Here is an 11,918-nt window from a genome sequence, read left to right on the forward strand (position 1 = left end):
TCGTCAGGTCCGGCTGGCGGTCATTCCCCGTAGCCGCGGGTAAAGATCGCCGCGAGGTGCCGCAGGGCTTCGGGAAAGGCCGCACGCCAGAACACCCAGTCGTGCTTTCCTTCCCGCACCTGGAAACGGTGCATGATGCCGGCATCGCGCAGCGCGACATGAACGGCGGCATTGCCCGCAAAGAATGGATCGTCCGCAGCCAAGTCCAGATAGAGACGCGGGATGCGCCGGAAGGGCTGGGCCTCCAGGCTGGTGATGACCCCTGCCACATCCGACGCGCGCCAGGCGTCGTTCAACCGCGCCGGTCCCTCGAGTCCTGCGCCATAGGCCCCGCCAAAGCGCAGGTCGAATGCCGGCTGTTCCATCGCAAGCAGTTCATCGGAGGTGCGGAACGCCGCACTGAGGGCTGCGGCGCCGGCGAACAGGTCGGGATGGCGAAGCTGGTTCAGGACCGCCGCATGCCCTCCCATCGACAATCCCATCAGGCCGCGTTGCAGTGGATCCCCTATGGCGCGATAGCGGGCCTCGATCCCGGGAATGAGCTCTTGCCGGAACATGTCGGCCCATCGATAGCCGCCATCCGCGTCGTTCAGGAAATAGGTTGCGCGCGCATCCTGAGGACGGCGGCCGTCCGGCGCCACGGCGATGCAGGGCGGCATGACCCCTTCGCCGATCAGGCGATCCAGGATCACGTCCAGCCCTGCCAGCCGGAACCAGTCCGCAGGCTGGCCGTCTCCGCCACCGTGCAGCAGATAGATGACCGGGTAACGCCTCCCCTCGCGCTCGTATCCCGGCGGCAGATAAATCGCATAGGGCAGGCCGTGCCCCAGGATCTCGCTGGCCAGCAGATTGCCCTCGCGCACGATGCCCGCCCCCGCCGGCCGCACCAGCATGGGAACGGCCAAGGCGGCCATGCCGCCCCCAAGGGCGCGGCGACGGGTGACAACCTGCCCCGAAGGGCGCCTTTCTTCAGAAGTCATAGCGATAGTTCAACCCGATCGTGCCCCCGTGGAACAGTTCGACACTGTCGGACGAACGGTTCCACGGCCAGCGGTTGTTGCCATAGTTCGAATAGGTCAGCATCACCTTGTCGTTGAAGGCATAGCTTGCAGCATAGGAAAAATCAGGATCGGTGCGCCTTTGCTGTCCGCGTGGATAAGCCAGGGCCGTCATGCGCAGTGTCAGCCTTTCGGTCACGTTGACGCCGCAGCTGACCCCGCCATTGACGGGTGCCGTCGACAACGAGACGTTGGCAAAGGCCGAGCAGCGCAAGGCGCGGTTCGGAAAGCGGCTGGTCCCCAAGGGGAACTCCGGCAACGCGGCCGACAGTTGCAACCGCCCATCGCCCAGTCCTGCCAGTCCGCGCCCGCCCGTCAGCGCGGCCGCGTAATTGGCATAGGTCAACGCCACGCGGTCCGTAATGCGCCAGTTGACTGAATAGCTGTAGGTCGTCTTTCCGCCATGCCGTTCGTCATGGACCGGAAAGGTCGTCAGGGCGGCGCTGAAGGTCAAACGGTCGCCGATCCGGCCTGCGCAACCGACGCTGAGCGTGATCTCCCCGATTTCCGTGATGTCCTCGCGACCCAGTGCCATCGCGCTGCTGACCGTGCAGCGCGTCAGTGCCAAGGGGGAAAGCGGCCAGGGTTGGGGTGCCGTTTGCACCACGGCGGGCGCGGGCGGCGGAGGTGGAGGCGCCTGCACCACCCGAACCGGCGGCAAGGGGCGTGGAGGCTCTGGCCGTCGCGCGACCGGCGCAGGTGCAGGGGGCGCAGGTGCAGGTGGTGTCGATGCAGGACGGGCCTCGCGGCGTGATGGCAGCGCCTCGGACGGCGGCGGCACGACAGGCTCCGGGCGGGGCTGGGAGGGGGGCACGGGATTGCCAGCCGCGGCAGGACGTGTTTGTGGCAGGAGGCGGTTCGGGGACGGTTCTTCCTCGTCACGCGGCTTCGCCCGGGACAGCGGCGGCAGGATGGCCGTGCCCTGCGTCGCGGAATATTCCAGCGGGGCGTCATCAGACGCCGCTTGGGCTGAGCCTGTTTCCTGCCGTTCCCGGGGTGGGGTTATCGCTGGGGTCTTGGCGTTGCCAAAGGGTTCGGCCACACGCGCAGCATCGAAGCCGTGCGACGGCTCGGGAGTTGCGGCAGGCGGCGCTTCTGGTGCAGGTCGGACAGGCGGCACCGGTGCCGGCTGCCGCTCCGTGGCTGCGGGGGCGGCGCGCGCACTCCCAGCCTGTACGTGTCCTGCAGCAGATCCTGTCGCGGGAGAAGGGGGCTGAGCAGGCGCGGTCGCCGCCTGGGGCGCTGCAGGGGACAACTGCTCTGGACGCGGTGCGGCCGACCTCGCCGGGCTTGCAGGTGCCGATGGCTGCGGCGTTGCCGCCGTAGGCGCAGGTGGCGTGGAGCCGGACGGTGGGAGGGTGGATGCATCCCCTTTCCCCGCCGGTGGAGCCGCCTCGGAGGAGTTCTGCGCGGGCGTCGGCGAAGGCGCAGCCGGTTGTGGCGCCGACGGGGCCGCCGGCGCCGGAGGTACGGCGGCTGGGGGAGGCTCGGGCCCGAGGATGCAACGGGCCAGCCCTTGTGCGGCGGCCTTCCCCGGCGCGCTCGCCCCTCCCGTATCGCGATAGCTGCACTGCCGCTGCTCAAGATCGCAAGAAACCTCGATCCGCCATGCGGCCATCGAGGGTGCCGGACCGATCATGGCCAGTCCTCCCGGAAAGATCCGATAGGTCAGGTCGCCAATGCGACCCTGTTGCCATTTGCCGGGAAACCGCGCCGCCGGAACGTCGGCATAAAGAACCTGCCCGTCCGTCGCGCCTGGCGGAAGGCGCGACAGATCGTCTCCGGTACAGGCATCGGCACCCAGGGCAAGCCCCGGATGGGCAGCCAGCAGCAGCACCAGCGCGCCCTGCCGACCGGTGATCACGGGGTGATCTGCATCAACGCGCCCCCGGCGCGGAAGGCCTGCGCGGCCAGGACCATGGCATTGGTGTTTGCCGTGAACGAGCCGTTCACCGTTCCGTCGGCCTCGTACACACCTTCGGGCCAGCCACGCTCGGGATCCGCGAAGGGCAGAATGGCCTCGACCATCTCCTGGGTGTAGTCGGTGGCGAAAAGGGCGTCCCAGCCAAAGGCGGCCTTGGTCGACAATGTGCGGCGGCTGTCGATGCGTTCTCCCGCAAAGGTCAGTACCGCCCATGGCGCACCTCCGCCCCAGACCGAGCCATAGGCAAAGTAGGGCTCGATCGTGATGTGCCCCTCGCTGACACCGGTCAGAAGCCCCGTGTTGCGATAACGCATTTCCTGTGCGCGATATACGACGGTGGCAAAGACATGGGTCAGGGCGTCAAAGCCGAATTCCAGCCCGTCCATCATGTAGGGCTCACTGGTGGTCAGCGCGGGGGTGCTGTTGCGGTTGAGGCGAGTGTCCACAGGGATGGGAACATCCTCGACCCGAACGACCTGCAGGGTCTGGGCCACATCCATCGCCCCGGTAGCGTCATAACCCCACAGCATCATACCCTTGGCCGCATAGCGCTCGTATCCCACGCGGCCTTCCTGGTTCTCGCGCACCGCGCCCTCGACCACGGTGGCCCCATTCAGCCGCCCTTGGCGCACCACGCGATCCAGATCCCAGCCCGTCACCAGCCGTTCGACCGCCAACGCCTGGTCCGGGTAATGGCGCTGGATCATCTTCAGCCCAGTCATCAGACGACCGATGTCCAGTGCGGACCAACCCAAGCCCACCGAGGTCGGCCGGTTGGCGTAATCGACCATCTGCAGGCTGCGCGTGTCATAAGCCTTGTTGGGCAGGCTGTTTTCGAACAGGACCAGGCGCGACAGGGCATCGACGACCTTGGCCATGCGCTCCTCGGCTTCGGCGCGGGGGATGATCCCCAGCCGCTCGGCCGAAACGGTGGCCACGACATAGGACGCGGTTTCCCACATCGTGGTCGAGGGGAACCCGTCGACCGACCCGACCAGTCCCGTGTCGGGATCGGTGTTGTTGCGGAAATAGCGCCAGGCGACACGCCCGTAGTCCACCCGCTCGGCCGACCCGCCCAGGCCGTCCGCCAAGGGCAGCGGCACGACCCCTTCGAAGGGCGCCATGACATCGGCCTGTCCGCTCATGTTTCCGGCCCTTTCCAGATAGATGATCAGCGTCACCCCAAGCAGCAGCGCCGCGACAAAGACAAGGTGGCTGCGCGCCCGGGCCAGGTTTCTCCGAAAGCTCATCACACGTCATCTCCTGTCTGTTGCGCGTCGTTTGGCGGCTGCCACAGTGCCGCCGAAATCATGCCCCACATCGCGAAGCAGTTGTTCAGGCCCCACAGTGCGTTGGTGACGACCCCGGTCACGCTGTGCCCGGTGTCTGCGGCCATCAGCGCGCCGATGCCCCAGATCGTCGAAACCAGCGTCAGCACGACGATCCCGATCTGCGGACGCACCAGGCGCAGGTGGCGTCCCGTCTGGCGGTCCTTGGGGGTCACGGGAAACGAGATCTTGCGCCCCGACAGCACCGTCCCGATGGCGCGCAGGCCCACCGGAAAGAAGGCCAGATAGCTGGTCTTGCTGGCATAGCCGGAAATGCCCCATGTGCCGACCATCATCGCCAGTTCCAGCGCCACCAGGAAGGCGATCGCGTGCAGGAAGAAGGGCAGCGTATAGGCCGAAACGGGGGCGATGCCGGTGATCAGATAGATGATCGGCGCGATCAGGAAGACGACGTTCCAGATCGGGGCCAGATAGGACCAGAAGGTCGCCCCGTACATCAGCCGCTGCGGCAGGGTCAGCCCGCGCCGGAACAGCGGGTTGTCATGGGCCAGGATGTCCAGCGAACCGCCCGCATACTTGAAGCGCTGGATCGTCCAGGACAACAGGTCCTGCGGCGACAGCATGCGCGATTCATAGGTCGGGTGCAGGACCGACTTCCAGCCCCGCTCGCGGTCGGAATGCAGCACGATGGAGGTGTAGATGTCCTCGGACACGTGGAACCGGTAGGGCGTCAGCACTTCGGCCACCACCGCCTCCGTCCGGATGGCCGACAAAAGCTGTGGATCAACAATGCTTTCGCGGCTGGTCAGGGTGATCTCCTCCTCGGTCGCGATCACCCGACGTTCGACGCTGTCGGCAAAGCTGCGCAGGGCGGCCTCCATCACCGCCTCGCGCCGATGGATCGAGCCTGCGCCGCAGCAGAAGGCCGCGTTCGCGCGGTTCCGGCGGCGCAGGATGACCTGATAGAACATCTCGGCGTCATTCACGAAGGGATCCCGGCCGATGCGGATTTCTCCGAGGACCGCCTCCGCGGCGCTCCCGAGGATGCGGCCGGTGCGGCCCATCCTGCCTTCCAGCCATTGAGGCAGGCGCCGGCCCGCAGGCAGGTCATAGAACCACTGCGGGGTCTGGACCCAGGCCATCTGCGGATCGCGGAAATGGCCCAGCGTATGCTTCAGGATCGTGGGAAAGGGGCGCGTGTCGGCGTCGAAGATGACAATGAAGTCGCCCGAGGTTTCCTCCATCGCGTGGCGCAGATTGCCGGCCTTGTATCCTTCGTTGGTGGGACGGGTGATATAGTTCACCCCCTCCTCGTCGCAGACGGCGCGCATCTCGGGGCGGCGGCCGTCGTCGCAGACATGGATCTGCAGGTCGATCGGGTGGGGATAGGTGATGGCCTTGGCGTCGATGACCCCCAGCCGGACCAGTTCGGGGTCCTCGTTAAAGGTCGCGAAGAACAGGTCGATGCTCAGCGGGCGGTCATCATCGGGCATCTGCCCCGGCGCGCGCGTCTGCCCCACGGTGGCGACAGGGTCGGGGACGGTGACCGGCTGGTCGCGCCACAGGTTGTAGATGAACAGCAAGAGCCCGACATAAGCGCAGCTTTCCGCCACCACCAGGGGCACGGCAAACCACATGGCGTCGGGGTTCAGGGACTGGGTCCAGCGCCACCAGACATACCAGCCGCCCAAAAGCGCGGCCAGCGTGGCCAGTACCTGCCACAGCGCCTCGCGCCAAGGCGAATAGGGCAACGGCGGGGGTGGGCGGCGGTGTTCGAAGCTGCGGAAATAATCGTCCATCATGCGCCCCGCCCCACCTTCTGTCGGCCCCATTCCCAAGGCGCCGGCCCCAAGCCGATGGTCCAGGCCAAAGGCTGAAAGCGGGACAGGCCCACGGCCAGCAGCAGGGCCGCGGGCAGCACCACGGCAAAGCGGCTGGTCACCACCATCCAGGGTGACATCAGCGCCGCGATCCCTGCCTTGACCACGATCACGTCGTAAAGGTCGATCAGCAGGGGGTGCACCAGATAAACGCCGAACGTGTACTGGGCCATCCAGCTCCAGCGGGGCGACCAGTCGCGGTACTGCCCGCCCATGAACAATGCAAACATCAGCAACGGCATCAGGAAGTGGCCGTAAAAGGACCATCCTTCGCGCACGCCCCACGCACCGCTGGCCACGGCCGCGCCGAAAAAGGGAATGGTGGCCAGATAGGCCATGGCTGCGAAATAGAACGCGCCGCGCCGGATCACCCGGGATTCGCCGCGCGGGATGCCGTCGCGCCACAAACCGTACAGCGCGAATGCCGCAAGGCCATACCCGACATAGCCAAGCACCTTGGTCGCGCGGAGAAGGTACTCGCGCAGGCCGGGCTCCAATCCCAGGCTCCAGATGTAGTCCTGGACGTGGTGCATCATGCCCAGCGTGGCGAAAAGGGAAATTCCCAGGATCGGAAAGCGCAGCGCCAGGCGCATGACCGGATAGAACAGGAAGATCAGGAACAGCGTGGGCAGAAAGTGCATGTGGTATTGGGACTTTCCCAGGATCAGATAGCCCATCCAGACAGCCGGATTGGACAGCTGCGCCCAGAGCTGGGGCGCATAGCCGAAGGCATCCGCCTTGATCAGCCGGAAAAAAGCATAGAACAGCGTCCAGAAGGCAAAGGGAACCAGCAGCCGCCGCGCCTGGTCGCGCATGGCGGGTCCATATTCGGGCCGGTTCCGGTCGATCCGCATCGACATCAGGAACAGCGAGAAGAAGAAGAACATCTCGGACCCGGAAAATTCCGCCACAGAACGCAGGAAAACGGGCGCCATCCTTTCCTGCGGCGTCGCGTCGGGAAAGACGCCCCCGGAAAAGTCGGTCGTGCAATGGATCAGCACGACGCCCATGGCGGCGCAGACGCGGTTGGCGTCGAACCAGACGAGGCGGGGCTTGGGCTGCTTGACCATCAGAAACCTCCGGGTACCGGGCATTGCGACACCGGGGCCGGGAGCGGCTGAGGCAATGGCAGGTTGTGCTTGTCCAGGCTGCAATCGGTGGCGGCGATGGTGCCGTCCGGCTGCGGCACGGGGCGGCAATAAAGGAATTCGGTCACCGGCACCGCAGGCTCGGCCGGAGCGGCCTGACAGTTGCAGCAGACGGGTTCGGGACGGGGCTGCGGCAGACAGCGCCTCGTGCGCGTGTCCTGATGCTGGAAGGCCGTGTCCCAGACCTGCGTGTTGCCGTTCAGCCGCTGAAGGATCGGCCCCTGCTCCTTGTAGAGCAGCGCGGCGAGGATGATGCCGTTGTTGTTGGCGCTCTGGACGGGGATGTGGCCGTTGCCGTTTTCGTAAAGCCCTTCGTAGAACCCGCCCTCGTCGCTGGACAGGTCCGCCACCGCCTCCAGCAGCAGGTTGGTATAGGGCGTTTCCCACAGCGCCCACATGCCGATGGCGGCCTTGGAGGCGATGGCCGCGCGGTCCGGCTGATAAACGTCGCTGGGGTCCAGGGTGTGCCAGGCAAAGCCATAGGCCCAGATCGCGTCATAAAAGAAGAAGGGCTGCCCAACGACCTGATGCTCGGACTTGGCGGTCATGATGCCGGTCTGTTCGAACCGGCGCTGCTGGACCAGATAGATGCGGTTGGCGAATTCGGCGCGCCAGCCCTGCGTCGCCAGACCCGGACGGTCGTTCCGGCGGTCGGTCGGCAGCTTCCAGCCCAGTTCCAGTCCGTCCAGCAGATAGCTTTCCGTCAGGACATAGTTCATGTTCTGGAAGATGCGGGGATCGCGGGCATCCACGGGAACGCGGATGTCATAAATCTCGGTATAGGTCAGCGGCTCAGGCGCCAGCGCGGCGGACACGTCGAAATTCCACAAGGCGAACCCCTTGGCGGCATATTCCTCGTAGCCCAGACGACCTTCCTGGACATAACGTGTCTCGCCGGCGCTGTTCACGACCGACCCGAACAGCCGGCCGTCCTCAGGGACCGCATTGCAGAAGTTCCAGCGCATCACCGCGTTGTCGATGCCTGGCGCCAGATAAGGGTAACGCTCCTTTAGGATCTTCAGCCAGACCAGCAGGCGGCCGATGTCCAGCACTGAAAAACCGATCTCGCCCGGCTCGTTGGCATAGTTCACCTTGGCCCCGGTGACGGTGTGATACACCTTGTTCGGCAGTTCTCCGCGGAACAGGTCGAGGTTGCGCAGCGTCCGGGTGATCTGGTTGGCCCGCAGATCGAAGGTCCGCTTGTCGATGATCCCCAACTCATAGGCCGCAACCAGCCCGCTGATATAGGACGCCGTGTCCCACATCGTTGTCGAGGGATAGGAACCGACCGCGTTCACCAACCCCGTTTCAGGCTGGAAGCGCTGTTCGAAATAGGTCCAGGCCGTCCGGGCCATCGCACGTTCGCGCGCGGTCAGCTTGCCATGGCGCCCGAAATGCCGGGCTTCGCTTTCCGTCACCGCGGCGGGAGCTTCGGGGGCCTCTTCCGGGACTTCGGACTGGACCAGCGTCGTTTCCGCCATATCCTCCGGGGGCGTTCCGAACAGGCGCTGGAACAATCCCTGCGGAGCATCGACGTCCTGGCCCGCGCTGCGGCTTATCAGCAAAAGCAGGCAGACAGCACCAAGGGCGATCACACGAATGGGGCGGGTCATAGGGGCTCCTCCGTTCCGGTGCCGTGGACCGGATCTTTCTGGTGCAGGATTGCCGCCTGCTCGCGCAGCGCGTCTTCCAGCAGGCGCGTGCCCGCCAGCAGCGCCTCCGGATCAGCCAGTGGCGCATCGGACAGTTTCAGAGTGTGTTCGGCCGCACGGGCCAGGTCGGCCAGATCATTCACGCCAAAGGTGGAGGCGATGCCCACGATCGAATGGCAGGCCCGGCGCAGCACGTCCGGCGCCACCTCTTCTTCGGCCATGGCGCGGGCGATCACGCCGCCATGCTGCGCCAGGTCGTGCAGGCTGGCCGCGATCAGGTCCGGCACGGCTTCGAAACCGATCTGCTCGGCCAGATCGGACAGGCGGGCGATCATCGAGGCCTTGACCTCGCCGGCGCGAATGCGGGACGGCACATCCCCCTGCCCGCCCGACCAGCGCTGCAGGGCGACCTGCAGCACGGCGCGATTCATGGGCTTGGTCAGCACTTCGTTGCAGCCGGCCTCCAGGCAGGCGCGATGCTCGCTCTGGCCGGCATGGGCTGTCAGGGCCAGGATGGGCAGCGTGGCATGGTGCCCTCCCATCCGGCGGATCTGGCGTGTCGCGTCGATCCCGTCCAGCACGGGCATGGAAATGTCCATCAGCACCAGGTCAAAGTGCTTGCCGGCGACGGCACGGACTGCTTGGGCACCGTCGGCCACGAACTCGGCCCGCTGTCCCAGCCGTTCCAGCATGGATCGTGCGACGATCTGGTTGGTCGCATTGTCCTCGGCCACAAGGATGGTCATGGGGGGCAGCGGCGGCAGGGCCGTTGGTTCGGCCGCAACCTCCTCGGCCTCGGCCACCGGAAGCATCACGTCGAACCAGAAGGACGAGCCCTTGCCCGGTTTGCTGGCAAAGCTCATCTGCCCGCCCATCAGTTCGGCCAGAGACCGGCAGATGGCAAGCCCCAGCCCCGTGCCGCCGAAACGGCGCGTAAAGGATGTGTCCAACTGGTTGAAGCGGCCAAACACATAGTCCTGCTTGTCCAGAGGAATGCCGATGCCGGTGTCCGACACGGCAAAGCGCAGCGCGACCATTCCTTCGGGTGCAACCATGTTCGGGGCGGGCAGCAGGGCCAGTTCGATGCTGCCCTTCTGGGTGAACTTGACTGCGTTGCTGACGATGTTGGCCAGGATCTGGCGGATGCGCAGGGGATCGGCTGCGACCCCCCGGGGCAGCGCAGGATCGACCCGCGCCTGCAGCGTCGTGCCCTTGGCCCGGGCCGACTCGGCATACAGGTTGACCACGCTGTCGATCAACGGGCGCAGCGCAAACGGTCGCTGGTCCAGCTCCATGCGGCCGGCTTCGATCTTGGACATGTCCAGCACGTCGTTCAGGATCAGCAGCAGCGCCTCGCCGCTGGTGCGGGCGATCTCGACGTGCCGGCGCTGCGACTCGTCCAATGTCCAGCCTTCCATCGCACTCAGCATGCCAAGGACGCCGTTCATGGGGGTGCGCAACTCGTGGCTCATGACGGCCAGGAATTCGGATTTGGCGGTATTGGCGCGCTCGGCCTCGGACAAGGCCTCGCGCAGCGCACGCTCCTGTTCGATCTCGGCGGTCACGTCCTGCAGCGATCCGGTCAGCATGTCGGGCTGGCCCCGCATGTCATAGGTCATCTCGGCCGTTCCGCGGATCCAGCGTTCCTCGCCGGCGGCCAGGACGCGGCAGTCAAAGCCGACTTGGCGTTGTCCTTGAGAAGGGCCGCCTGCCAAAAGGTCGGTGAACATCTGCCGCACCCGGTCGTGATCGTCGGGATGCACGATCCGCGTCAGGGGCACCGGCCCCTGGTCGGCGGGGCGGTTCAAGACCACGTAAAGCTCGGACGACCAGTGGGTCTTGTTGGTCTTGTAGTTGTGGCGAAAGCTGCCCAGCCGGGCGATGCGCTGCGCCGTGGCCAGGCTGCGCTCGCTCTCGCGCAGTGCGCGTCGCGCCCGCGCCTCCTGCGTGATGTCGCGCACGGTCGAGACCATGGTGATGGGCCGTCCCTCGGGGTCGGCGGTGAATTCCGAATGGACCTCCAGTTCGATCACCTCGCCATCCGAGCGCAGCGCCCGGAAGGTGAGGTCGCGCCGTGCCGGCGCCTCCGTTTCCCTCGCCCGGTCCAGTGTAGCCCGTTCGCTTTCCAGCACCTTTTCCGCATCGCTTGGCAGCAGCAGGGCCTCGAACTCGGCGCCCGTCATGTGGCCTTCGGGATCAAGCCCGTAGATCCGCGCGAATTCGGCCGACCAGGTGACCTTGTCCTGCTGAAAATCACGCCGCACATTGCCGATATGGGCAATCCGCTGCGCCTCGATCAGGTCGCCGATGACGGACTGCAACGACAGTTCGGCCCGTCGGAGCCCGCGGTGCTGCATCCACAGCACCACCAGCGTCAGCACCCCCACCAGCAGCAGGAACGTGGCAAATCGCTGCGCGAACAGGCCCAGCCGCGTCAGCTGCCAGCGTTCGTTGGCCGTGATCTGGCCAAGGCGGCGGAAAGCGTTGACGACATAACGGTCCAGATCGACCAGCTCGTCCCGGTCCAGATCGGCGATCCTGTCGCGTGCGGTGCGCACTGCCTCTGGCGCGCCGCCCGACAGCGACGCGGTCAGGGTGGACACGCGTTCGCGCATGCGCTGCAGACTGTGGCCGTTTTCCGGCAGAACGCCCGAGGCCCCCGGATAGGCAAGGATCACCCCCATCCTGTGGGCCAGAAGCTGCGCCCGCTCGTCCAGTTCCAGACCGGCACGCTCGATCGCCGTCCCTTCCATGTCGCGGGCAACGCGCCATCCCTCGCCTGCCCTTTCCAGCGCATCGATCCCCTGGTGCAATTCGAACAATTCATTGCGCAGGGCGGTCGTGTCGGCCGTTTCCAGGTTTCGCTGCAACACGAAAGGCGCCAGCACCAGCGCCGAGAACACGGCCACGATGATCAGTCCCAGGCAGACCCGCAACAGGCGCTGTTGCCAGCGCGGCAGGACCCGC

General features: G+C 66.1%; 7 protein-coding genes. All 7 read right to left on the minus strand.

What is annotated here, in order from left to right; all coding sequences use genetic code 11:
• Positions 1 to 20 precede the first annotated feature (20 nt).
• Positions 21 to 980: an alpha/beta hydrolase gene (locus ACLHHB_RS00420; protein WP_410216298.1), complete on the minus strand. Its 960-nt coding sequence runs from the start codon at positions 978 to 980 to the stop codon at positions 21 to 23.
• Entirely contained in the window at positions 970 to 2,922 is a 1,953-nt protein-coding gene (locus ACLHHB_RS00425; RefSeq protein WP_410216299.1) for a hypothetical protein, read from the minus strand. The genes ACLHHB_RS00420 and ACLHHB_RS00425 overlap by 11 nt, the downstream gene beginning before the upstream one ends.
• Positions 2,919 to 4,232: a DUF3131 domain-containing protein gene (locus ACLHHB_RS00430; RefSeq protein ID WP_410216300.1), complete on the minus strand. Its 1,314-nt coding sequence runs from the start codon at positions 4,230 to 4,232 to the stop codon at positions 2,919 to 2,921. Before ACLHHB_RS00430 ends, ACLHHB_RS00425 begins: the two co-directional genes overlap by 4 nt.
• Positions 4,232 to 6,073: a glycosyltransferase gene (locus ACLHHB_RS00435; protein WP_410216301.1), complete on the minus strand. Its 1,842-nt coding sequence runs from the start codon at positions 6,071 to 6,073 to the stop codon at positions 4,232 to 4,234. The genes ACLHHB_RS00430 and ACLHHB_RS00435 overlap by 1 nt, the downstream gene beginning before the upstream one ends.
• Positions 6,070 to 7,221 carry an acyltransferase gene (locus ACLHHB_RS00440; protein WP_410216302.1) on the minus strand — a complete coding sequence of 384 codons (1,152 nt, stop codon included), beginning with the start codon at positions 7,219 to 7,221 and terminating at the stop codon, positions 6,070 to 6,072. Before ACLHHB_RS00440 ends, ACLHHB_RS00435 begins: the two co-directional genes overlap by 4 nt.
• A complete protein-coding gene (locus ACLHHB_RS00445) occupies positions 7,221 to 8,912 on the minus strand; it encodes a DUF3131 domain-containing protein (protein WP_410216303.1) in 1,692 nt (563 codons plus the stop codon). Before ACLHHB_RS00445 ends, ACLHHB_RS00440 begins: the two co-directional genes overlap by 1 nt.
• A partial coding sequence (locus tag ACLHHB_RS00450) for an ATP-binding protein (RefSeq protein ID WP_410216304.1) occupies positions 8,909 to 11,918 on the minus strand: 3,010 nt, incomplete at its 5' end. The genes ACLHHB_RS00450 and ACLHHB_RS00445, both read right to left, overlap by 4 nt.

The organism is Paracoccus sp. (in: a-proteobacteria), from assembly GCF_046462195.1.
GTDB lineage: Bacteria > Pseudomonadota > Alphaproteobacteria > Rhodobacterales > Rhodobacteraceae > Paracoccus.

Bases quoted from the DNA above. Each gene is read 5' to 3' on its own strand.
- ACLHHB_RS00420 (WP_410216298.1), bottom strand. From the start codon at position 980: ATGACTTCTGAAGAAAGGCGCCCTTCGGGGCAGGTTGTCACCCGTCGC.
- ACLHHB_RS00430 (WP_410216300.1), bottom strand. From the start codon at position 4,232: ATGAGCTTTCGGAGAAACCTGGCCCGGGCGCGCAGCCACCTTGTCTTT.
- ACLHHB_RS00435 (WP_410216301.1), bottom strand. From the start codon at position 6,073: ATGATGGACGATTATTTCCGCAGCTTCGAACACCGCCGCCCACCCCCG.
- ACLHHB_RS00440 (WP_410216302.1), bottom strand. From the start codon at position 7,221: ATGGTCAAGCAGCCCAAGCCCCGCCTCGTCTGGTTCGACGCCAACCGC.
- ACLHHB_RS00445 (WP_410216303.1), bottom strand. From the start codon at position 8,912: ATGACCCGCCCCATTCGTGTGATCGCCCTTGGTGCTGTCTGCCTGCTT.